Raw genomic sequence first — 23704 nt, forward strand, 5'->3', positions numbered from 1 at the left:
TTTTAATTCTTTATTATCTATATCTTTTATAGATTTTTTAACAATAAAAACGATATCTTTGTTTTCTAAAAAACTAGCCTTGACACGGAACTGCTCACGTATTTGACGTTTGATTAAATTTCGCGCGACAGCAGTAGGAACCTTACGCTTGGTAATAGCCATACCGACTCGTGGCTGCTCGTGATTATTGGTACGCACAAACGCCATTAGATGGCTCTGATGAAGCTTACGCTCAGGCGCATCAAAAACCTCACGGAAGGCTGCAGGCGTGAGCAGGCGCTGCTCTTTGGTGAAGCGGGCATTAGCTGCCACTGAAACAGTATTGGACATAGTACAACCTAGTATAAGAGCTAATAACGATAGCAGAAATAACAACAAAGTACAGAGACAAAAAAAGCGCCGATGTGGGCGCTTTTAATATATGGCTAAGTGTCAGTTGTGGTGATTGACTATCGCAATCTATAAATAATAGAAACACAACAAGCACTATAAGCCATGCTTATCGCAATCTACTGATTATACAGTAAGGCGATGACGTCCTTTAGCGCGGCGACGAGCTAAGACCTGACGGCCTTTTTTAGTTGCCATACGAGCACGGAAACCGTGAGTACGTTTACGCTTGATCACGCTTGGTTGGAATGTACGTTTCATAACTCACCTATCAAAATAATGGACTAAATTCGTAATAACGGAGGATTATACCACCGCATAGAATCTTGGTCAATGAACTAATTTAATCTATGTCTATGCAGACAGGTATTTTGACAGAGAGAATGTCATTTTAAATGATTCATCTTCTATAAAATTAATATTTATAACTAAAAATTAACTGCTCAGATGATCCGTTCAGCAATGAATTTTTAAAAGTTATCCACAGTTTGTTTCGAACTCTATAATAATTAACTATTAATATATATAAATATTGTTGTTATTGGGGGCTTAATTATCTGTGCCTAAGTATATTTTTGTTTTTATTATCAACGTATTATGCTATGGGTAAACCTGTGGATAACCTGTGGGTTAAATATGGATAACTCACCTTTTTGAGTTATCCACAAAACTATCCACAGCCTTATCCCCAAAAAACAAGGTTTTATCCACAGGGTATTTGTGTTAGATTAGCCTCTACTTAATATGTGGCTTCGTATAGTTTACCAATGTGACTTTTGACGGCAATAATTTCGAGCAATATTAAGACCTGCGCAACAGATCACACTGTTAAAACACAAAGATTATTTCAAATTATAGGGTTAGTATTTTTCATGATAGACACAGCAAGTATTTGGGATAAATGTCTAAATGACCTACGGTATAACGTCAAAGACAACGTATTTACTATGTGGTTGAGACCATTGTCAGCTCATCAAGAGGCGCAAACGCTGACTATACTTGCTCCTAATGATTATTTTGTGACTTATATCAAAAAAAACCATTTGCAAGAGATACAACAGCTGGTTGCTAAGCACAGTCAGGGAAGTATCGAAGAGGTTGTTGTGCGTGTTGATAACGCTGGCCGCGATAACGAAGACAACCGCCAATTGCAATCAGGGTCTTTGTTTGAAGAAGATAAGCCCTCCCCTCCCCCTGCAGATCATAAGTTTGAAACCATTCATCATAACAATGCAAAAGCAGATATTGATGCCAATATGCGTCACGCAGAATTGGTTGATTCTGCCGATGCCAAATCGTTAAGTTATCTAAACCCTGACTTTACTTTTGAAACTTTTGTCACTGGTAAATCTAACAATCTGGCCTATAAAGCGTGTTATGAGCTTGGTAAGCGTCAATCAAAAAATCGACACAATCCTTTATTTATATATGGACCTTCTGGTTTGGGAAAAACGCATTTAATGCATTCTGTAGCACATCGCTATTTAAAGAATAATCAAAGTTTTTATTATTTCACTTCTGAAAAATTTATTAATCAATTAGTTTATTCATTAAGAAATAATAAAATAGAAGATTTTAAAAAGAAAATTAAAAAAGTAGATTTGTTGATTGTAGATGATATTCATGTGTTAGCAGGAAAGACCAAAAGTAGTAATGAGTTTTTGACATTATTTGCAGATTTTACCAGTGGCGATAAACAACTGATTTTGGCTTCAGATCGTCACCCCTCGCAAATGACCGAATTCGATGAACGTTTTAGATCGCGATTTTCTTGGGGGTTAACCGTAGCAGTTGATCCACCTGAAATTGATACTCGTGTACAAATTTTGCAAAAAAAGGCAGCTTCATATGGTATGACACTGCCTAAAGAATGCGCATTATTCATCGCTCAAAATGTGGTTTCAAATGTTAGGCGTTTAGAAGGTGCTCTAAATCAAGTCTTTGCTAATGCTAACTTGACGGGCGCACAGATTACCCTTGAAATGGTGCAATATGCGCTAAAAGACATTGTTGCGATGCGTGTGCAAGCTGTGAATATGGATAATATTCGCAAAGTGGTCGCTGAGTACTATGATGTGACTATCAAAGATATGATGGGTCGTAAACGCACGCGCAGTATTGCTAGACCGCGTCAAATAGCGATGGCATTATCGCGTGAGTTGACTGGTGATAGCTTTCCTGAGATTGGTCAATCATTCGGTGGTCGCGATCATACAACGGTGATGCATGCTTGCGATAAAGTTAATGAGCTACGAGCCGCAGATCCTGCCTTTGATAAGGATTACAAGACACTGGCGTTGATGTTGCAAGCGGGTTAGCAGGTCACGGTATCACTATGTTTTAGTGGATTGGTATGGTTTATAATATTAAAAATACGAGTAGACAGACAGCGAATGGATTATAGTCAATAGACAGGGTATGATTAAGCCATTATTGTTAAGTTTTATAATAAAAATCATTTAAATAAGAGTAACCAAGCATGCAATTATCGATTAATCGAGAGTCGTTACTAAAAGCCATTAATTTGATCGCCAAGGCTGCTGATAAACGGCACAATATGGTTATTTTGGGCAATATCAAGCTACAGCTATCCGAGTCAGCGCTTATTTTGACAGCTTCTGATTTAGAAGTAGAGCTGACATCGACTTTGAAATTGCCTGCTGGTGCTTGTGTTGAAGCTGGTACAACGACTTTACCTGCAACAAAGTTAAAAGATATCTGTAAATCATTGCCGGCACAAGCTCAAGTCAATCTAGCGACTCAAGCGAATGAGCGCTGTCTGCTAACCAGCGGCAAGAGTCGCTTTACCTTAGGGACATTGCCTAGCGAAGATTATCCGAGTTTGGGCAATCCCGAAAATATCACACCATTGACCATCAGTCGCAATCGTCTTATCGATTTGATTCATAAAACGCAGTTTGCGATGGCGATTCAAGATGTTCGTTATTATCTCACTGGTATGTTGTTTGACGTGTCGCAACAGCAGCTGACGACGGTTGCAACCGATGGGCACCGATTGGCTTTGGCACGCAGTGTTATCGATGTCAGTGCTGATTTAAATATGCAGGCTATTTTGCCCCGTAAAGCTGTGATTGAGCTGGAGCGCCTAGCCTCTGAGCTAGGAAAAATGCTTGGTGAGCAAGACAATCAGGTCACCTTGAGCTTTGGTCGTGAGTTTTTGCAAGTGAGCTTACCGTTTGGTGACGTTGATAGTGCAGGACAGGTCAATCAAAACCTGATGGTTACTTTCACTGCGCGCCTGATTGATGGGAAATTCCCTGATTATCGCCGAGTGATGCCAAGTAATACGGATAAACTGGCTTTATTCAATCAAGAAAAAATGACGGACGTATTGCGTCGTGTCGCGATTTTAAGCAATGAAAAATCTCGCGGTGTGGTGTTTAATTTTGCCAGCGATGGCATGGTAGAGGTGCGTGCTAATAATGCAGAGCAAGATGAAGCGGTGGAGATGATACAGGCGAAGTATCAAGGTGAGCCAATGGAGCTGTCCTTTAACGCTGCTTATTTACAAGATGTGCTTGGCGTTATTCAAGGTGACTTGCAAATGCACATGAGTCAATCAAACGCGTCGGTGCTAGTCAATCAGCTGAATGATGAGTTCCATCAGTATGTCATCATGCCAATGCGTATATAGTTTCTACAGGTCTTTGACAGCCTTAAGAGCGAGTACTAAAGAAACTCAGTTTGCACTTAAATATTAAGGTAAACAGGGTTTCTTTGATTAGAATCCAGTATTTTAAATTCAAAAATTATTAAACTTTTGCCTATTTTTATAGGTAGATTCAATAGGCGGCTGTCGGTATTATGATTGAACGTCTACAAATATCCAACTTACGCAACCTGACGCAAGTCAATCTACACGCAACAGCTTGCAATGTCATTGTTGGTGCAAATGGTAGCGGAAAGACCTCATTACTTGAAGCCATATTTCTGCTATCAAGAGGAAAAAGCTTTCGTCATCACCAGCCAAAACGCTATATTCAGCACTATCAAAATACAGTGACTGTGTATGCCAATCTCAATGATAGCAGTACCTTAGCTATCCAAAAACAAGCTGACGCGACTACAATTCTACGTTTGAATCAAACCACTGTATATAACCAAAGCATCTTAACTGAGCAGTTGCCAACGCTACTGATAGATCCATCGACGATGGATATGTTAGAGCAGGGTAGTGCTAGTCGTCGCCAGCTACTAGATTGGCTGGTGTTTCACATGAAACAAGGTTTTTATCCGCAATGGCTCGCCTATCAGCGCCTATTAAAACAGCGCAATAGTTTACTAAAAAAGACACGTCATTTGACTCAAGTGCAGCTCGCTGAACTAAAATCGTGGGATAAAGGACTTAGCAATCATGCGGCACTTATTCATCATTATCGCGAACGGATATTCCTAGAGTGGCAGCCTTATTTTGCTGAAAGTATCGCGCAGTTATTGCCCGCTTATGCAGAGCAATTAAGCCTTAGCTATAACGCTGGTTATGATACTAATGTTGCGCTGGATATACAGCTTAATGAGCGCTTAGAGCAGGATTTGCAGCTGGGATATACTCGTATCGGTAATCACCGTGCTGATATTCATGTGCATTGGCGCTCTAATGACTCAACAGCGTCGAATAACAAGCTCTCAGATACAAGATGTGAAGCGGACACTAACCTCAAAGTACCTGTTCTAAAAGAGCAGGCAGCCAATGTGTTGTCACGTGGTGAAAAAAAGCTATTAATCACGGCACTGCGTTTATCGCAACTGCCATTACTGCTAAACACTCAAAAGACTAATGATCTATCAAATGATAGCGCTCATGCTCAGGTGACACCAGTGGTATTGCTAGATGATATTACAGCAGAGCTGGATGATAGGGCGATTGAGATTTTATTATCGACTTTAGCACAGCTGCCATGTCAGGTATTTATGACTAGCTTGACCGACGATATTTTACCTTTGGTCTATCAATATTGGTCAAAACCCAATACGTTTCATGTGAAAGAAGGTCAAATTCTAATTACTACATAATCTCCCTTATATTACTATTTTCTATTTTTCTGTGGTACTTCATATTTATCCTTATCTACCTGCCACTTTTTGATGATATAGACTTATCTTTCAAAGCTGGTTTTATAAGTATAAAACGCTCAGTAAACAGTGACTTAGAGGCAAAAAAATGCTAAAATAGGGCTTTATTTTTGTCCTATTCTCAGCAAGTTGTTTGATGACGTTATATAGGCATTTTTTAGTGTCTGTAAATTTCTAAGTATTTGATAAATATATGTTTTGTTTGCTCTACTGGTTTTTTATAATGTTTAAAAAAAGAAGCCGATATTAGAAAAATGAAGCGCTGATTTGAAACTCTTTTTAAGTCGCTATCAACACTCAAGAATTTTTAGCTAATCCTGTTTTAGCTGATGATGCTTATCAAAAGTTTTGACTATAAAAACTAAGTCTAAAATAACGTTATGAGGCGTCATCGTAGTGGTGCGCTAATAACAAACGGCTGATTATGGCTAGATTAAGGAATGCACATGAGTGATTCATTACCTACCGACCACGAGCAACTGACGTCAGACAGCATTGCTGAAACTACGGCACCAGCGGTGGTTCCTGAAAGTTTACCTTCTGATTATAGCTCCAAAGATATTCGTGTATTGCGCGGGTTAGAAGCGGTACGCGTCCGTCCTGGTATGTACATCGGTGATACTGATGATGGTACGGGCTTACATCATATGGTCTTTGAGGTGGTGGATAACTCTATCGATGAGGCTCTGGCGGGTCATTGTGATCAAATCGATATCATTATCCACGAAGATGAATCTGTGAGCGTCATGGATAATGGTCGCGGCGTACCTGTCGACATCCATCCAGAAGAGGGTGTGTCTGCAGCGCAGGTCATTATGACTGTATTGCATGCAGGTGGTAAGTTCGATGATAATAGCTATAAAGTATCAGGCGGCTTACATGGTGTTGGTGTCTCGGTCGTTAATGCACTATCTAAAAAGCTTGAAATGAATATCTGGCGTGAAGGCTATCACTATCATCAAACCTATACCGATGGGGTGCCTGATGCTGACATTCAGCAGATGGAGCCAACCGACAAGACCGGTACGCAAATTCGCTTTTATCCAAGCAGTGATGTGTTTACTGGTACCATCTTTGAGTACGATATTTTAGCTAAGCGTTTGCGTGAACTATCATTTTTAAACTCAGGTGTACGCATTGTTTTAACTGATGAGCGTATTGATAAGCGTCATGAGTTTGAACACAAAGGCGGCTTGTCAGAATTTGTTAGTTATATCAATGCTGGTAAAGATGGCATCAATGAAGTCTTTCATTTTGTGAGTGAGCAAGATGACGGCATCAGTGTCGAAGTGGCATTGCAGTGGACAGATACGTATAACGAAAAAGTATTGTGCTTTACCAATAATATCCCGCAGCGTGATGGTGGGACGCATTTATCTGGTTTCCGCTCAGCACTCACACGTGGCCTAAACAGCTATATGGATCGTGAAAATTTATTCAAAAAAGAAAAAGTAGTCGCAACTGGCGATGATGCTCGTGAAGGTTTGACCGCGATTGTGTCGGTAAAAGTACCTGATCCAAAATTCTCTAGTCAAACTAAAGATAAACTGGTTTCGAGCGAAGTGAAATCTGCTGTTGAATCAGCGATGCATGATAAGTTTAATGATTATCTATTAGAAAATCCAAGTGCTGGTAAAGCTATTGCCAATAAGATCATCGATGCGGCGCGTGCCCGTGATGCGGCGCGTAAAGCTCGTGAAATGACCCGTCGCAAGACCACGTTAGATATCGCTGGTCTGCCCGGTAAGTTAGCAGATTGCCAAGAAAAAGATCCGGCATTGTCAGAGCTTTATATCGTGGAGGGTGACTCTGCAGGTGGTTCAGCGAAGCAGGGTCGTAGTCGCAAAACCCAAGCGATCTTGCCATTAAAAGGCAAAATTCTTAACGTTGAGCGTGCGCGTTTTGACAAAATGCTGTCTTCTGCTGAAGTTGGTAACCTCATTACTGCGCTTGGTTGCGGCATTGGTCCAGACGAATATAATCCGGACAAAGTACGCTATCATAAAATCATCATCATGACCGATGCGGACGTTGATGGTTCACACATTCGTACCTTGCTATTGACCTTCTTCTTCCGTCAAACGCCTGAGCTGATTGAACGTGGTTATATTTATATCGCCCAGCCACCGCTATACAAAGTGAAAAAAGGTCGTCAAGAGCTATACCTAAAAGACGACGAAGCACTTAAAGCGTATTTATTGTCCTCAACGATTGATAACACTAAGCTGCATATCAGTGCGGATGCCCCTGCTATTACGGGACAAGCGCTAGAAACACTACTAAATGACTATAACCAAACGCAGCTGATCAAAGCCCGTTTGCAAATTCGTTTCCCAGCGGTGTTATTGGATGCACTGACGCATACACCGAAGCTTAGCACTGATATGACTTATGATTTGCCTGCGATGCAAGCTTGGAAAGACGCTATGCAAACGCAGCTTGATCATTTCGGTAGTGATTTGAGTCCTGAGATTGAACTGGTTAATATCCATGCGCCACAGCCAAAAAATATGGACGCTGCTGCCGCTGATTTACTGGGTATGAAGCCTGCTGTAGAAACTATAGATGGAGAGGCGTCTGATAGCGAAGTGTTATCTGCCAAAGCACAATGGTTACCACGCATTACGGTTTATGTACACCAGTTAGCACATCATTACCTTCTAGATGCGAGTTTTATCAATTCGAGCGAATATAGCAAGTTGCTGCGTTTGTCTGCTGAGTGGAATACCTTGCTTGCAGAGGATGCCTTTATTCGCCGTGAAGCAACAGCGGGAACCACCAAAGATATCCCAGTACGCGATTTTGATTATCTCTGGCAGCAGATGATGCTTGATGCGCGTCGTGGTTTGGCCATTCAGCGCTATAAAGGGCTGGGTGAGATGAACGCAGATCAGCTGTGGGATACCACGATGGATCCTGAAAACCGTCGTATGTTACGGGTGACGATTGAAGATGTGATTGCTGCTGATCATATGTTTACCTGCTTGATGGGTGATCATGTAGAGCCACGTCGTATTTTCATTGAAGAAAATGCATTGACGGTGTCTAATTTAGATATCTAGATTGGACATAAAAAGTTGCTAAATAATTATTAATAGATGAAAGAAACCGCCGCTTTGGCAATCAAGGCGGTGGTTTTTTAATGTTAGAGTTGTTTCATGTGAAACTCACAATAATAAGCGAAAACAAGATGATTGAAGTCATATTACTGGCCATTGCTCTTGCGATGGATGCGTTTGCTGTCTCAATAGGACTGGGTGCTAAGGCTCAAAAATACAGCCATCAGTACGTACGGCGCTTGGCTATTTATGCTGCGCTTTACTTTGGTATTGCTCAAGGTGTGATGCCGCTCATTGGCTACCTATTGGGTGCGGCACTTTTGGGTTGGTTGGCGGCGGCGGCGCCTTGGATTGGCGGGATTATATTGATTGCTCTGGGTGGCAAAATGCTTTACGAAGTGTTTGCTGCTGACGAATCAGATGCGGATAGTGATGAGTTAGATGTCAATGATGATGCGATTAGCACTGATGGTGAAACAGGAGTAGTCGCTAGTAGCAATCATGGACATATCAATCATCGCACTATGCTTACGCTAGCGATTGCCACCAGTATCGATGCGATGGCAGCCGGATTTACGCTAAATTTATTGGCCTTGAACGCATGGCTAGCATGCTTAATTATCGCGGTAGTCACCGCTGTGTTTGGCTGGCTCGGGGTCTATTTGGGACGTCGCTCAGGCACATGGTTAGAAGAAAAAGCAGAAGTATTGGGCGGCGTGGTACTGATAGCGATTGGCATAAAAGTCATGTTTTTTGGCTAATCATTCAATTTACTTCAAGCTATTTTCTAATAAAAAGTACCGCCTTGAATATCAAAGCGGTGCTTTTTTGTTTCACGTGAAACTTAAATTAACTAATATATCTATAGGTTATTCTTCATCAGTATCAAAACGCCAAGCTAGTACACGCGTATTCTTTTGACCTTGGCTCATCTCGATGATACGCATCTGCGCGACATCAAGCTGCTTCAATAACAGTTGTAACGGTTTCACGTTTTCAGACTTAGAAACTAAAGTAGTAAACCAGCCCACGTGCTCGGCAAAGTCTTGACTCTCTTTCATCATCTTGGTCAAAAAGGCAATCTCACCGCCCTCAGACCATAGCTCTTTATGCTGGCCGCCAAAGTTTAGGTTTTGCGAGGCATTACCAGCCTTGGTTGAGTGTCGACTGATTTGTTCGTTTTCATTCTTACCGCGATGTCGTTGTAAATTATGCTGCTTACGACTATTGGCTTCCATCGCTTCTTCTAATGAGGCATGGAATGGCGGGTTGCACACCACCACGTCAAAGTAGTCTTGGCGACCGATGATGTTTTTAAAGATAAATTTAGGTTCGGTCTGTAGTTTGACTTTAACCGCACTTTTTAGCTTTGGGTTGGTTTCACAAATCAGCGCGGCGGTATTGACCGAAATAGGATCGATATCAGTGCCGGTAAAGCGCCAACCGTAGCTTTGACTACCAATAATAGGATAAATCGCACTGGCACCTGTACCGATATCTAGGGCATGAATTTCTTTGCCAGTTGGCGGTGTATTGTCTTTATTAACATGCGTGGTTTGCGCAAGCAAATCGGCAATATAATGGATATAGTCGGCACGACCAGGGATCGGCGGGCAGAGATAGCCTTCAGGAATGTCCCAAAATTTCACGCCATAATAATTCGCTAGTAGTGCCTGATTGAGCACTCGTACCGCTTGATGATCCGAGAAATTAATCGTCGACTCACCTTTAGGGTTGGTAATGGTGTGCTTGGCAAGCTCTGGTAAGGCACGAGTCAATGCCACAAAGTCATAGCGACCTTGGTGCGGATTGCGCGGATGTAGCTGACCGAGTTTTTTGGCGGTCTCAGGCGATCGGTTTCTGTGATTATTGGCGGTCGGGCGACGGTTCATAGGCTTACTGGTCATAGTATCGGGCTTTGATGTTTGAATATAATGCACCATTTTAGCAGATTTCACGAGTCACTAGCGTCTTATCGACTACGTAAAATCAGATTTAATCCCAATATTATCATCGCTGTACCCAATACGCGGTCGATCCAATGTTCAAAGCGCTGAAAGCGACGATGAATGGCAGGAATAGACAGTAACATCACCACGGTACTAAACCATGCCATCTGCAAGACCATCATCCATACGCCATAAATAGCCAGTTGCCACAGTGGTATATCGGGTGATAGTACGAGGGTAAATATCGCGACGAAATATACTGGCGCTTTGGGATTAAAGACATTGCAAAAAAATCCACGGCGCAACGTGGCAAAGATAGATTCGGTGTGAATAGATGCACTTTTCTTAGACAATTTTCTAGGGGAAGGGCTTATGGCAGAAAGGGTTGCTCCGTTCTCTGTTTTTGACACATCAACAGATGTATTTTCTGTCGTTGTTAATTCTGCTGGCTGTTTAGGTTTGGCTTGAATGCCTTGCCATCCCAGATAAATAAGATAGCTACCACCGAGCCATTTAATCGCGGTTAATAATGGCTGCGAGTGGGCAATCAGCGTAGCTAGTCCCAGCACCGAGTAGATAATGTGTACGGCAAGACCCAAGGTAATACCCAAACTACAAATCAAACCAGTACGTCGACCTTTGGCTAACGTCTGCTGCGAGACCAACACAAAGTCAGGCCCTGGCGAGGCGGCGGCCAGCAAGTGAACGCTCGTGATCAGCAAAAATCCGTGCCAAAACTCCATAAAACCCTCTGTACCCTATCCAGTCTGAATTATAGTTGCACTTATCGTAAATGAGGTCAACTTTTATCTATTGTCGCGCCATTCGAGTCATTGCTATCGCTTGTGTTATCGCTATATGGTGTCTATATTAAAAGGTGGATTAAAAGCAGGTTTATCGATAAACCTCTATAAATAAGCGATCAAGATTCAACCATCAAGACTCGACGATATAATCACTCACTACATAAAAAATTACTTCGACAAGGACAGCACCATGACGACGGATAATACTCAAGACAAGCGCATCACTTATGACACGGACGGCTATATCTGCCTGATTGGGCTAAACCGTGCCAATAAACGCAATGCCTTTGACAGTCATATGATCACCCAGCTCTCTGATGCACTGACCCAATATGAAAACGATGAGCATTTACGCTGTGCGCTCATCTTTGCGCATGGCGATCACTTCACCGCTGGGCTTGATCTGGTCGAACTGCAAGACAAGCTAAACGATGGTGTGTTTGAGTTTGATGACAACCAAATTGACCCGTGGGGCATTAGCGGACGCTTACGTACCAAACCTGTGGTGGTGGCGGTAAAAGGCACGTGCTTTACCGTGGCTATCGAGCTGATGCTAAATAGTGACGTGGTCATCGCCAGTGATAACTGTAACTTTGCGCAAATGGAAGTCCAGCGCGGCATCATGCCATTTGGCGGAGCAACGGTACGGTTTGTCGCGGCGGCAGGCTGGCAAAAAGCCATGCCGTATTTGCTCACGGGTAAAGCATTCGATGCGCAAACGGCTGATCGACTGAACTTGGTCAGTGAAGTGGTGGCAAATGGGTCTGAATACGAGCGTGCATTGACGCTGGCACAAGAGATCTGTAAAGCCGCGCCGCTGGGCGTCAGAGGCGCGCTGTCCTCCGCACAAGATGCGAGTCGCAATGGAGCCGCGACGGCACTGGCCAATATCCATAGTTATCTGCCGCCGCTCTTTCATTCAGAGGATGCGAAAGAGGGTGTGATGGCGATGGTTGAGAGACGTGAGGCTGAGTTTAAGGGGCGTTAAGTATAGGTTTTTCTAATATTAAACTCTAATATTAACAAACAGATTTCGGTAGATAATTAGAGTTGGAATAGGTAGGTTGATATGGGTATTGAAACTACAGGAAGTGTCAAAGAAATTAGAGACGTCTTTGTAGAGGTTAGTCAGTTTGTTACTAACTTTATTGGTAAGGACTATCAAAAGTTTGCTACCAAATACAACTTTGCTTTGAGTGACTACTTAGAAGCTAAGCGAAGTAGTCTTTCTAAAGTCAAAATGGCTTTCTTTTCCTCACAAGTAGTTGAACTTGATGAAATTTATGTCCCGCAGTTCATTTATGTAGGAAACAAACTCTGCTCACAGGAAAGTTTTTTTAATTCACTCTTACAAAATAAAAAAATGGTAGTTAGTGCCACAGCAGGCTCAGGAAAATCCTGTCTTCTGAAGAGTATGTTCATAAGTGTAATAAGAGATAAGAGTAATCTACTCCCTTTATTCCTAGAACTTAGAAAAGTGAATGAGACTAACGACTCTATTTTCGAAACGCTCAGGACAGATATAGCAATATATAACGAAAAGTTTAATAAAGATAATTTGAACTATTTACTTGATAGAGAGGGGACAATAGTATTTCTAGATGGTTTTGATGAAGTGAACCATGACTTAAAGGATAGGTTCACGAAAGAAATTAATAACTTAGCAGATAAGTATCCAAATCTTATTATCCTAGTTTCATCAAGACCAGAATACAATCTATTCTCTGATTGGTCGCTATATAACGTCGCTCATATTCAGCCTTTAGTCTTGCCTCAAGCAATAGAGGTAATAAAAAAGCTAGTTTACGATGAGGATGTAAAAGCAAGATTTGTATTAGCATTACAAAATAGTCTTTTTTACAAGCAGGAGGGATTTTCTAGTAATCCCCTCCTGCTCACAATTATGCTTGTAACTTATGAGCAGTTTGGAAGTATACCTGATAGAGTTTATATATTTTATGACTTAGCCTATCAGGCATTATTCAATAAACATGATGTATCTAAGCAGGGTTTTTTAAGAAAAAGTTCAACAAACTTAGATATGTATGAGTTAAGGGATATCTTTGCTTTATTTAGTCTATTTACTTATAGCAAACAGATGTTTGAGTTCACAGAAGATGAAATTAATACGTTATTAAGAAAGTGTCTAATACATCTAAAATCTGAGGTAAGTTACAAAGATTTGAAATTAGAGTTGTTAAATAATGTGCCTCTCTTAATGCGAGATGGCTTAAATTATTGTTTTACTCATCGTTCATTTCAAGAATATTTTACCGCATATTACATAGTACATCATGCAGTCAAACAACAAGTTTTTGAACGTGTGTGCGGAAAATATTATTTCGATAATGTTGTGGATATGGCATTTTCTATGAATAAAGACATAATAGAGGACAATTGGATACTTCCAAAAATTAATAAAATTTTAGGTTTGAAACCAGTAGGTGCAGAAAATATAAATAAAAAAATACAATTATTATCAGTTTTCTTTAATCAAATTGAAGAAATAAGTGGTAGGGAAAAACAGGAAATAGGATTTACACATAATGAAAATTCTTACTTTCTTAATTATTTGGTTCGAAAATACGATTGTCAAAACCACGTTGATATTTTGAATGATAAGTATCACTCTCGTGATTTTACTTATGAAGAAACCGACTTTTTAGAATTAGTATTAAATGATAAGAGAGTATTGATGGTCGAAGAGTTAAACGATTTTGAAAAAAATCTAGTTTGTCGTATGGGTGGTGAACGTTATGGAAAGTTGAGTTTTGAACTAATTGAATATATTAAAAACCTAATCCTTACTAATAGAAACGATACTCTAAATGATGTGGAAGATTTTATTTTTGATTAGAAGCTTATACAAAGCTATGCTTTTATGACATAAACTAATATAAAGCTTTTATCTTAAAGATAATATTTACCTTCAAACCTCCCCCAAATCCTCCAAATCCACATATTCCTTTTGACCGCGAATGTTATACATCCTGCGGTCGATATCAGGATAGTTGCAGATATCAATATCAGGTCGGCTACCGCCCATCAGATAGGTGGCGTCCCTATCGCTATCATTACGCATCGAATGTGGCGCGCCATGTGCGGGGAAACCGACAAAGTCGCCAGCCTTTAGCGCATACTGCTCATCGCCATAGCGCAGCGACAGCTCACCTGACAGCACATAAATGAACTCATCCGACTCTTCATGATAGTGATGCGTCGTCGTCTCATCGCCCGCTTCTACACGTACGAGGTGCAAGCCAAATTTCGTCAGACCAACGATATCACTGAGCGACACTGTATGGCGAATGGCTTGCTCATTGAACTGATGGACATGCTTAGTCTCAGGCGTGCTATCGATATCGGATTTGGTCAAGACGTATGCTTGCGTGTCCTTACGCGGCTGTTGGTCTGGTGTCGTCATCATCTGTCTCCTTGATTGATGCTTTGAGTGTATACCACTATTAGCCAATAGTATCAGGTTTTAAAAGGGACGAAATAGGCATGATTTTGATAATCATTTAGCGACTTAATATATCCTGCATAAAGCGATTGTTGATGACGCTATTCATGTTGTACCCTGAACCATTATTTTTAAATAAAGGAGAATGCGGGTGTTGTATAACTTTGACGAGGTCATCGATAGACGGGATACAGGATCACTCAAATGGCACTATAGCGATGACACGATTCCGCTGTGGGTGGCGGATATGGATTTTAAGGCCGCGCCGCCTATCTTAAACGCGATTGAGCAAGCCGTGCAGCATGGCATATTGGGCTATACCAAACCTACCGCGGCGCTGTATGACGCGATTATTGATTGGCATGGCAGTCGCTATGAGTTGCCGCTTGCTAAAGAAAATATCTTGTTCTCGCCAGGTGTCGTGCCAAGCCTAGCGCTGATGATGAACGTCTTTACCGAAGTAGGGGATGCGGTACTGGTCAATGATCCTATCTATGCGCCATTTATGAGTAAAGTTGAGCAAAATGGTCGCACGCTCATCACCTCGTTATTACAAGAGAGCGAGGGCAAATATCATTTAAATTTAGCTGATATCGAAGCTAAGATTATCGAGCATGATGTGAAGCTGTATTTACTCTGCAATCCGCACAATCCGGGCGGGCGCGTGTGGACAGCGGATGAGCTTGAGGCGCTACTGACGATTTGCAAAAAGCACAATGTGGCGATTGTCAGTGACGAGATTCATCAGGATTTAACCTTGAGCGGTCACACTTTTACGCCGTTTTTGACGCTAGCAGCAGGTTATGAGCACAATGTGGTCAGCCTGACCTCGATGACCAAAACCTTTAACATCGCCGGTATCAAAGGCTCGATGATCTTTGCTAAAGATGAAGGTTTACTCCAAAAAATTAGCCAACAGCAGCAGTTAAATGACGAATATGAGCTGAATTTATTTGCGTATACTGCGATGCGTCATGCGTATGAGCAAGGCGATGAATGGTTGGCACAGGCGCTGACGTATATTGAGGCTAATATTGATTTAACCGTGCAGTTTTTCGCTGAGCACTTGCCTAAAGTCAAGGTCATGCGTCCAGAAGCGTCCTATCTAATTTGGCTGGATTGCTCGGCATATAGTCAAGATGACCAAGTACTTTATGACACGTTAAGAGCGGCGAAAGTGGAGCTAAACGCTGGGATCAAATATGGTGAGGAAGGGCATCTTAAAATGCGTTTGAATGTGGCGTGTCCTAAAGCGCTGCTGATAGAAGGGCTAAATCGTATGCACACAGCATTAGATAGCGATGTTTTAAACAGTAATATCATTTAGAAGGATAACCCGTAATATCTTGAATGCTTTGATATAACGGCTTTAGGCGCTTATACATTTTGAGATAAACCTCATTATAAAGACGTTTGTAGAGCTGGACATTGACGTCAATGGGTACAAATTCATCACCCAAATGGGTCATTGCTTCAGTAGCTGCTAAATGGTCGGAATAAACGCCAAGACCCACTGCACAGTTGATGGCAGCGCCTAAGCCTGAAGCTTCATAAGTATGCGGTCGATAAGCGGGCATACCAAAGATATCTGCCGTCAGCTGCATGGCGGAGTCACTTTGGGAGCCGCCACCAGACACACGCAGGTGTTTAATGGGTTTGCCTGTACGCTTCTCAATAGTATCAAAACCAAGCTTTAGCTCGTAGGCAAGTCCTTCCAAAATAGCGCGATAAACATGCGCTCGCGTGTGCACATCGCCGAAACCAATGAGCGCGCCTTTGCCTTCAAGACCCGGATGACGAACACCGGGCGACCAATATGGCTGCATCATCAAACCCATACAGCCTGCTGGAATGTCTTTGACTGCCTTGTCGAGTAATTTTTCAGTATCAACACCCTGAGTTTTTGCCAGTTGCTCTTCATACTGGGCAAATTGCTCCTTAAACCAGCTGACCATCCAAAAGCCGCGATAAATCATATATTCATGATTGTAGTAATTCGGCGCGGCGGCGGTATAGGCGGGCATGTGCTTGAGTATCTCAAGATAATGGCTCGACGTGGTATTAATAGTCGCAGTAGTGCCAAAGCTTAAGCAGGCGGTATCAGCGGCGAGTCCAGCGGAACCCAACGCTTCGCAAGCTTTATCACTGGCGGCGGCGATCATTGGTGTGCCTTCCAGAATACCAGTAGCGGCGGCAGCGTGAGCGGTAATATGACCAAGTAGCTGCCCCGGTGCCATGAGTTTGGGCATTTGCTCTAGTCGGCAACTGAACAGTCGCCATTTGATATTGTTTGGCTTAAACCAAGTTTGCGCTTTGTAATCATAAGGCAGGTAGCCTAAGGCATGACCAGTAGAATCGGCAATCTCGCCTGTGAGTTGATAGGTGAGGTACGCTGATAAATTGACATAATAGGCTGTTTTTGCCCATATTTCTGGTTCGTGATGAGCAAGCCAATTACAGCGTGCTTTTTGCTGCGCCTCTTGTACCAGCTCACCCATACCGATGACTTTGGTGAGTGGATTGAGAAAGCCGATATCGTTGGTTTCGCCGCGACGCAAATCCATCCACACAATGGCGGGACGTAGCGGTTGTTTATCCTTGTCCAAACATATCATGGTATAGCGCTGGGTGGCGAGACTGATGCCGGCAATTTGCGCTGGCGTGATATCGCAATTTTGCCACAACTGCTGACAGGCCTCGCTTAATTTTTGCCAATAGTAGGCGGCATGTTGCTCAGCAAAATTGGGCTGCGTTGAAAAATACGGCTCGATAGCGACGCGGGCTTTGGCGATCTCAGTGCCAAATTGATCAAATATCAGCGCTCTGACGCTTTGCGTACCATTGTCGATGGCTAAGAAATAAATAGGAGCATCAAAGTTGTTGGTCATAGTCATCCTTAACTATGTAGTGATAAGCAGTAATAAAAATAGGCTTAAGCCGCAGGCAGATGATAGTAGCGTTGCCATAACTCTTGATAGCGGTCAACTTCTTGCTGCCATTTTTGCTCATCCCAGCCCAGTTCCTGCTGACATATTTGTTTGAGCCTATCACTAATCGGCCGCGTCATCGCGCCATGCAGCAGTATCAATCCTAAGCGCGTGCGTCGCAGTAATAAATCGTCCAAATGAATGACTTGCTCGTAATGCGCCGCAAAACGTATTTCCGCCCAAATGGTATTGCTGTTGGTCACATAAGCCAAATCATCGTCATGCGCCAGCTCAAGCAAGGCATCAAGTTGCCGACCATAAAACCCTTTTAAGCGCTGCTGTAGCGATGCGGGCAAGGTGGCAAATTTAGGGTTGGTTGGTACTAATTTGCTAAAGACTTGGTCGTTATGGTGAGTATGGTCTTGGATAGCGACGCCATCAAGTGCCAACACCTTTTGGCAGGTTTTGAGTACATCGAGGGCTATCAGGCGAAAAGTCGTGAGCTTGCCACCACTGACGGTCACTAAATTGTTATCGAGCCAAATGCTATGGTCGCGCTTTTCTTTACTTGGGCTGACGCGCTTGCCATCGCCGCCTTCAGATATCAGCGGACGCACACCTGCCCACGTGCTGATGACGTCTTCTCGGTTTAGATTAGCCTTGTCAAAGAGATTATTGGTTGCCGCCAATAGATAATCTACCTCTGCATTGGTGATACCGACTTCGTTATCGTCTAAGGGCGGATGATCCAGATCGGTTGTTCCAAGGACCGTACGGTTTTCCCATGGAAATACAAAAATGGCTCTTTTATCGACAGGATGCAAAAAGGTATAGGCTTGCTTGAGCGGCAGACGCTCTTGACTGACCACCAAGTGACTGCCACGCGATGGGCGAATTTGTTTATGAAAGTTTTGCTCCGTCTGAGCGCTCGCTTGCATCCGTAAAGTATCCGCCCAAGCGCCCGTCGCGCTGACCACCACTTTGGCATAAATATCATACGTGGCGGCGCTATTTTGCGCAGCAGTATCTACTAGACTCGCACCCACCACCAAGCCTTGCTCATTAGTCATTAATGATTCGGCTTTAAGGTAATTAATCGCATGCGCGCCATCATGAATCGCTTCGTCCAGCACCCGCATCACCAGCCGTGAGTCATCGGTCACTGCGTCACTAAACTGGCTGGCACCCAAGAAATTCTCTCGTTTGATGCCAGGATTTGAACTTAAAAAAGCGTCTTTTTTAAAGTATTTAAAGTAGCGCTGCCCTGCCAGTTTATCGTATACCCTAAGTAGGGTATTAAATATCCATGGCGGTGGAAACTTGCCTTTATAATGCGGCATGACGTAATGCATTTCATTAACCAGACCACTTGCTTCACTAAGCATACGCTCACGTTCACGCACGCTAAGCAAAGTCGTTTTATAGTCGCCTGAGGCAATATAGCGCAGCCCGCCATGTACCATTTTACTAGAGCGGCTAGAGGTGCCCCACGCAAAGTCTTTTTGCTCAATGAGTAACACCGCCAAGCCACGCCGTGCCGCTTCGCGCGCGATCCCAGCACCAGTGATGCCGCCACCGATGATGAGCATATCCCACGGTACTACTTGAGACGAGCGACGAAATAAAGGCGCTAATACTTGCTGGCGTTGCTGGCGTTGCTGATGTTGATTGGCTTGGTTCATAAACGACTCATCTCAAATGATACTCAAATTAATCAGCGACTTAACCTGTTTAAGCCAACTAGTGACGCTAAGGCGACCTTTTAATCTTCGATTAAGACGCCTGGATTCATATGCTGCTTGGGATCTAAGCTTTTGAGCATATCGCGGGTCACTTGAATACCTAGCTCGCCTTTTTCAGCAGCAAGGTATGGCGCGTGATCGCGACCAACACCATGCTGATGCGATATCGTCGATTTGCCATTAGCCAAACTGGTACTAGCGGCAAGTTTGATTTTTTGCCAGCGGCTTAAAGTGCTAGCGTGGTCTTGTGCTGCTCTAAAGAAGTAGGTGGTATAAAGGCTAGCACCTTGCTTATAGACGTGCGAGATATGAGTAAATGCCATCACCGCTTCGCCTTCATCGCTCAAAGCCGTTTGAACGCCTGCTTGCATCTGCGCCATTTGCTCATCGATATTATGCCAATTGGTTGCAGTCTCAAAGGTATCGACCATGATGCCCTTTTCCCACAGTGTCCCGCGCAAATAAGGGAATTTAAAGCGGCCGTGTGCCCAAATTTTGCCCATGATATCGGTCAGCTTGCCCGTGACACAGCCTTGCTGTTTTAGTAGCTGCTTGAACTGTTTAAGTGCCAGTTTATTCTGCGCTTCATCACCTGAGACGCCATAAGTCAGCATGACTTTGTTTGAGCTCAGTCCACGTGCTTTTAGATAAGTGCTAATGGCTAAAAACTGACTAGGCGTCGTACCCAGATGCAAGTGCGCGTCGGTCTCGACCGCATTGCTCAGACGAAGCATAGACAGGCGGATATTACTCTGCACGGCTTGTCTGAGTATGGCTTTACCCGCTTCCCAATTGGGTAAAAAGGCGACTTTAAACAACTCTTCTTCCGGTTGTGGCTGCACGCGCATTTTGACTTCGGTAAAAATACCAGCTCGACCTTCCGTGCCCATCATCATCTCACGCAGGTCAGGCCCTGCTGATGAGGCAGGAATATCAGCGATATTGAGTATGCCTTGCGGCGTGACTAATGTACCACCGGCAAACATCTGCTCGATACGCCCGTAGCCTAATGACTGCTGCCCACTAGAGCGCGCGGCAATCCAGCCGCCGAGCGTCGATAGCTCCCAAGACTGCGGATAATGTCCCAATCTATAGCCATGCTCGTCCAATTGTGCTTCAACGGCGGGCCCTTGTGTGCCTGCGCCAAAGGTAGCGATTTGGCTCTCATTGTCTAAACCAATAAGCTGATCCATCTTGCTCATCGCGACGGTGAGTACAGGGCGTGAACCCTTTTGCGGATTGATATGACCAACTACCGAAGTACCGCCACCAAACGGAATGACGATAAGATCATGTTCGCTTGCTAGCTTTAATAAGGTTTCGACATCAGCGGTCGATTTAGGAAAAGCGACGCCATCAGGGAAGACTTCAAAGTTACCACCATGCATGGCTATCCAGTCTGGAAAGCTTTGCCCACGAGCGTGTCTAAGCCTAATCTCACTATCAATAGAGACGATATCAAGATCGATAATGGCAGTAGGTAAGCGCGATGTGGGGACGGTTTTTAGTACCTGTTGTAAGCTCACCGACGATAGTTTTTTGGTTTTGCCAATATGTGATTTGATGAGTTTTGCGCCGTGCGGTGAGACTTTTTTATTAATATTGATATTGCCCCAACCGTTCCAGCGCGTTTGCTCGATGGGGGTATTGGACGTATGACTTTTTGAGGTGGCGTCTACACTGGTCTTATTGGTATTCTGATTATCAGAATTTACTGAAATAGCTTCGGATTGGTCAGATTTAGGGCGTTTTTGGATAAGGGATTTTATTTTGCTCATAGGGACATACCTGTCAATTTATTATGATTATTTATGACTATAATAAGTAACTGTTTTCTATACATTAGTCAACGAAGATTGGTGTACTGTCTCAACTTTATAAGTCTTTATTCCTCACGAACACAATCAGTCTATGCGCTAAGTAGTGCCAAATGACACCAATAAACCCTAGCATATAAAAATACCAATGCGGTGAGACTAAGCTTGAGAAGATTTCAGATGAAGTACATGTGTTGCCGAATAATACACGGTAATCATAGGCGACACTGATGCAAGTATTCTATATAGAATGCTATGTAAAAAAGTACAATGGCTACTTTGTAATAACGTCTACACCATAATTTAGGCGTTGCCCATAAAAGTATCAGGCTGAGAAGAAAGCCTAATAGCCAAGAGTATCAGTTGACGTACTAGACCTATCAGCCGCTTTTTTATGCTGTTCATTATTCTACAGTGCCTTATCATCGCTACCTAGATATAGAAAAATATAGAAGAAATGCATTTATTAATGAAATAAAGTAGGGGTTTATACTGATGAGTTATAAAGTTATATGCCAGTTAGCAGATTAGATTATTTTTATAGCCATTAATGTGCGGAAACTTGTTAAAATAGGGCACCAATTTATCTATTGATGGACATCGATTTATGACCACTGCCGCTGCCACTCCTGCAATACCTACTATCAAGCAAGATCGCATCTTAATTCTTGATTTTGGCTCGCAATACAGCCAGCTAATCGCTCGCCGTGTGCGCGATTCTGGGGTGTTTTGTGAGATGTTCCCTTATGACATCGACACCCAGCGCATCATCGATTTTGGCGCAAAAGGCGTTATCTTATCCGGTGGTCCTGAGAGCGTGCACGCTGAAAACAGCCCGCGTATCAACGATGCTGTATTTGACTTAGGCGTACCAGTACTAGGTATTTGCTACGGTATGCAAGCGATGGCAGATCGTTTCGGCGGGCAGGTTCATGCCAGTGATATCCATGAGTTTGGCGCAGCGACTATCAATATCAATGGTACTTCTACATTGATCAATGGCATCGAAGACGCAGCCGGTAAGCTGAATGTCTGGATGAGCCATGGCGACAAAGTCATCGAAGCGCCACAAGGTTTCGATATCGTCGCTAGTACGCCAAGCTGTCCGATTGCGATTATGGCAGACGATTCGCGCCATTATTATGGTTTGCAGTTCCATCCTGAAGTGACTCATACCGCCCAAGGTCAGGCATTACTAGGACGTTTTGTCCATGAAATCTGTGATTGCGCTGGCAGCTGGACGCCTGACAACATCATCGATATGCGTATCGAACAACTCAAAAAGCAAATCGGTGATAAGCAAGTATTGCTCGGTCTTTCAGGTGGTGTCGACAGTTCGGTCGTCGCAGCATTATTGCATAAAGCGATTGGCGACCAATTAACTTGTGTATTTGTTGATACTGGTCTCTTGCGTCTGCATGAAGGCGACCAAGTGATGCAGATTTTTGCAGAAAATATGGGCGTAAAAGTCATTCGTGTCGATGCCGAAGAGTTGTTCTTAACGGCATTGGCTGGCGAGTCTGATCCTGAAGCCAAGCGCAAAATCATTGGTAAAACCTTTATTGACGTTTTTGCTAACAGTGCCCGTGAAATCAGCGAGCAAAGCGATGGTAAAACGATTGAATTTTTGGCACAAGGGACGATTTACCCAGACGTCATTGAATCAGCGAAGTCGCATCAAGGTAAAGCCCATGTGATTAAGAGCCATCACAACGTTGGTGGTTTGCCAGATGATTTGGCGTTTGAATTGGTTGAGCCGTTACGTGATTTGTTTAAAGATGAAGTACGTAAATTGGGTATCACCCTTGGTTTACCAGCGAAAATGATCAACCGCCATCCGTTCCCAGGACCGGGTTTGGGCGTGCGTATCCTTGGTGAAGTCACCAAAGAGTTTGCTGATATCTTGCGCTCAGCTGATGCTATCTTTATGGAAGAGTTAGAAAAATCAGGCTGGTATGAAAAGACCGCGCAAGCGTTTGCGGTATTCCAACCAATCAAATCGGTCGGCGTGGTCGGTGATGGTCGCCGCTATGCGTGGGTGATTGCGCTACGTGCTGTTGAGACCGTAGACTTTATGACGGCACGCTTTGCCCATCTGCCTTATGATTTGATTGAGACGGTATCGAACCGCATTATGAATGAAATCGCGGAAGTATCACGTGTGACTTATGATGTGTCGAGCAAGCCACCAGCGACGATTGAGTGGGAATAACACTTAATAAAAGCTATCAAACTAAAAAACTGATTAGCATCGTCAAACTCGTTCAGCCTACTTGATGTAGTGCTATCACTCGTTTTCCTCGCTACTCAAATTTTTTGAATTGATATACAGCTTGTCGTAAATAAAAAAACACTCAACTTGGTTGGGTGTTTTTTTTGGTTAAAACAAACGGGTAGCTAAGAATCCTCTAATTTTTCATTGAACATTTGTCTTTATTATCTATAATATAGCAAACT

Annotated in this window: 17 protein-coding genes; 9 read left to right on the plus strand and 8 right to left on the minus strand. The window is 43.1% G+C overall.

Annotated elements, in window-relative coordinates; translation table 11 throughout:
- Positions 1-330, minus strand: a 330-nt coding sequence (rnpA, locus tag JMX93_RS09910) for a ribonuclease P protein component (RefSeq protein WP_499204599.1), incomplete at its 3' end; no start/stop codon positions are given.
- Positions 331-516: 186 nt separating this feature from the next.
- The gene (gene rpmH / locus JMX93_RS09915; RefSeq protein ID WP_007394757.1) at positions 517-651 is read right to left on the minus strand and encodes a 50S ribosomal protein L34; all 135 of its coding nucleotides are present in this window, start codon (positions 649-651) and stop codon (positions 517-519) included.
- 611 nt (positions 652-1262) lie between these two features.
- Here rpmH and dnaA point away from each other — a divergent pair.
- The 5 genes from dnaA to JMX93_RS09940 all read left to right on the plus strand — a co-directional run bounded on the left by dnaA (position 1263) and on the right by JMX93_RS09940 (position 9304).
- Positions 1263-2708 carry a chromosomal replication initiator protein DnaA gene (gene dnaA, locus JMX93_RS09920; RefSeq protein WP_198333444.1) on the plus strand — a complete coding sequence of 482 codons (1446 nt, stop codon included), beginning with the start codon at positions 1263-1265 and terminating at the stop codon, positions 2706-2708.
- A gap of 161 nt (positions 2709-2869) precedes the next feature.
- On the plus strand, positions 2870-4045 hold the full coding sequence (gene dnaN, locus JMX93_RS09925; protein WP_443510606.1) for a DNA polymerase III subunit beta: 1176 nt from the start codon (positions 2870-2872) through the stop codon (positions 4043-4045).
- Between the two features lie 170 nt (positions 4046-4215).
- Complete coding sequence (gene recF, locus JMX93_RS09930; RefSeq protein WP_198333442.1) at positions 4216-5424, plus strand: DNA replication/repair protein RecF; 1209 nt, start codon at positions 4216-4218, stop codon at positions 5422-5424.
- Between the two features lie 506 nt (positions 5425-5930).
- A complete protein-coding gene (gene gyrB, locus JMX93_RS09935; RefSeq protein WP_499204600.1) occupies positions 5931-8546 on the plus strand; it encodes a DNA topoisomerase (ATP-hydrolyzing) subunit B in 2616 nt (871 codons plus the stop codon).
- Positions 8547-8674: 128 nt separating this feature from the next.
- Entirely contained in the window at positions 8675-9304 is a 630-nt protein-coding gene (locus JMX93_RS09940) for a manganese efflux pump MntP (protein ID WP_443510639.1), read from the plus strand.
- A 108-nt stretch (positions 9305-9412) separates the two neighbouring features.
- Here JMX93_RS09940 and rlmF read toward each other — a convergent pair whose 3' ends face one another.
- Both rlmF and JMX93_RS09950 read right to left on the minus strand, forming a co-directional pair.
- The gene (rlmF, locus tag JMX93_RS09945; RefSeq protein ID WP_499204601.1) at positions 9413-10450 is read right to left on the minus strand and encodes a 23S rRNA (adenine(1618)-N(6))-methyltransferase RlmF; all 1038 of its coding nucleotides are present in this window, start codon (positions 10448-10450) and stop codon (positions 9413-9415) included.
- 65 nt (positions 10451-10515) lie between these two features.
- Positions 10516-11235, minus strand: a complete 720-nt coding sequence (locus JMX93_RS09950; RefSeq protein WP_499204602.1) for a LysE family translocator — start codon at positions 11233-11235, stop codon at positions 10516-10518.
- A 253-nt stretch (positions 11236-11488) separates the two neighbouring features.
- Here JMX93_RS09950 and JMX93_RS09955 point away from each other — a divergent pair, with 253 nt between their 5' ends.
- On the plus strand, positions 11489-12286 hold the full coding sequence (locus JMX93_RS09955; protein ID WP_499204603.1) for a crotonase/enoyl-CoA hydratase family protein: 798 nt from the start codon (positions 11489-11491) through the stop codon (positions 12284-12286).
- Between the two features lie 81 nt (positions 12287-12367).
- Positions 12368-14155, plus strand: a complete 1788-nt coding sequence (locus JMX93_RS09960) for an NACHT domain-containing protein (RefSeq protein WP_499204604.1) — start codon at positions 12368-12370, stop codon at positions 14153-14155.
- A gap of 72 nt (positions 14156-14227) precedes the next feature.
- On the opposite strand, the gene JMX93_RS09965 is transcribed toward JMX93_RS09960, so the two are convergent.
- The gene (locus JMX93_RS09965) at positions 14228-14725 is read right to left on the minus strand and encodes a cupin domain-containing protein (protein WP_499204605.1); all 498 of its coding nucleotides are present in this window, start codon (positions 14723-14725) and stop codon (positions 14228-14230) included.
- A 181-nt stretch (positions 14726-14906) separates the two neighbouring features.
- Here JMX93_RS09965 and JMX93_RS09970 point away from each other — a divergent pair, with 181 nt between their 5' ends.
- Complete coding sequence (locus JMX93_RS09970) at positions 14907-16088, plus strand: MalY/PatB family protein (protein ID WP_499204606.1); 1182 nt, start codon at positions 14907-14909, stop codon at positions 16086-16088.
- Here JMX93_RS09970 and JMX93_RS09975 read toward each other — a convergent pair.
- From JMX93_RS09975 to JMX93_RS09985, 3 genes are all read right to left on the minus strand, one after another.
- The gene (locus JMX93_RS09975) at positions 16081-17649 is read right to left on the minus strand and encodes an FGGY-family carbohydrate kinase (RefSeq protein ID WP_499204607.1); all 1569 of its coding nucleotides are present in this window, start codon (positions 17647-17649) and stop codon (positions 16081-16083) included. The genes JMX93_RS09970 and JMX93_RS09975 overlap by 8 nt on opposite strands.
- Positions 17650-17693: 44 nt before the next feature.
- Positions 17694-19370 carry a glycerol-3-phosphate dehydrogenase/oxidase gene (locus JMX93_RS09980; RefSeq protein ID WP_499204608.1) on the minus strand — a complete coding sequence of 559 codons (1677 nt, stop codon included), beginning with the start codon at positions 19368-19370 and terminating at the stop codon, positions 17694-17696.
- Between the two features lie 80 nt (positions 19371-19450).
- Complete coding sequence (locus JMX93_RS09985; RefSeq protein WP_499204609.1) at positions 19451-21208, minus strand: FAD-binding oxidoreductase; 1758 nt, start codon at positions 21206-21208, stop codon at positions 19451-19453.
- Positions 21209-21854: 646 nt separating this feature from the next.
- Between JMX93_RS09985 and guaA the strand changes: the two genes are divergently transcribed.
- Positions 21855-23459: a glutamine-hydrolyzing GMP synthase gene (guaA, locus tag JMX93_RS09990; protein WP_499204610.1), complete on the plus strand. Its 1605-nt coding sequence runs from the start codon at positions 21855-21857 to the stop codon at positions 23457-23459.
- The last annotated feature ends 245 nt before the right edge of the window (positions 23460-23704 follow it).

Origin of the sequence: Psychrobacter muriicola 2pS (genome assembly GCF_904846535.1) — a bacterium.
Lineage (GTDB): Bacteria > Pseudomonadota > Gammaproteobacteria > Pseudomonadales > Moraxellaceae > Psychrobacter > Psychrobacter aquimaris.

Excerpts from the sequence above, each read along its gene's own strand:
- rpmH (WP_007394757.1), bottom strand. The coding sequence starts at position 651 with ATGAAACGTACATTCCAACCAAGCGTGATCAAGCGTAAACGTACTCAC.
- JMX93_RS09960 (WP_499204604.1), top strand. The coding sequence starts at position 12,368 with ATGGGTATTGAAACTACAGGAAGTGTCAAAGAAATTAGAGACGTCTTT.
- JMX93_RS09985 (WP_499204609.1), bottom strand. The coding sequence starts at position 21,208 with ATGAGCAAAATAAAATCCCTTATCCAAAAACGCCCTAAATCTGACCAA.
- JMX93_RS09970 (WP_499204606.1), top strand. The coding sequence starts at position 14,907 with ATGCGGGTGTTGTATAACTTTGACGAGGTCATCGATAGACGGGATACA.
- gyrB (WP_499204600.1), top strand. The coding sequence starts at position 5,931 with ATGAGTGATTCATTACCTACCGACCACGAGCAACTGACGTCAGACAGC.
- JMX93_RS09950 (WP_499204602.1), bottom strand. The coding sequence starts at position 11,235 with ATGGAGTTTTGGCACGGATTTTTGCTGATCACGAGCGTTCACTTGCTG.
- dnaN (WP_443510606.1), top strand. The coding sequence starts at position 2,870 with ATGCAATTATCGATTAATCGAGAGTCGTTACTAAAAGCCATTAATTTG.
- rlmF (WP_499204601.1), bottom strand. The coding sequence starts at position 10,450 with ATGACCAGTAAGCCTATGAACCGTCGCCCGACCGCCAATAATCACAGA.
- JMX93_RS09980 (WP_499204608.1), bottom strand. The coding sequence starts at position 19,370 with ATGAACCAAGCCAATCAACATCAGCAACGCCAGCAACGCCAGCAAGTA.
- dnaA (WP_198333444.1), top strand. The coding sequence starts at position 1,263 with ATGATAGACACAGCAAGTATTTGGGATAAATGTCTAAATGACCTACGG.
- JMX93_RS09940 (WP_443510639.1), top strand. The coding sequence starts at position 8,675 with ATGATTGAAGTCATATTACTGGCCATTGCTCTTGCGATGGATGCGTTT.
- JMX93_RS09965 (WP_499204605.1), bottom strand. The coding sequence starts at position 14,725 with ATGATGACGACACCAGACCAACAGCCGCGTAAGGACACGCAAGCATAC.
- guaA (WP_499204610.1), top strand. The coding sequence starts at position 21,855 with ATGACCACTGCCGCTGCCACTCCTGCAATACCTACTATCAAGCAAGAT.
- JMX93_RS09975 (WP_499204607.1), bottom strand. The coding sequence starts at position 17,649 with ATGACCAACAACTTTGATGCTCCTATTTATTTCTTAGCCATCGACAAT.
- JMX93_RS09955 (WP_499204603.1), top strand. The coding sequence starts at position 11,489 with ATGACGACGGATAATACTCAAGACAAGCGCATCACTTATGACACGGAC.
- recF (WP_198333442.1), top strand. The coding sequence starts at position 4,216 with ATGATTGAACGTCTACAAATATCCAACTTACGCAACCTGACGCAAGTC.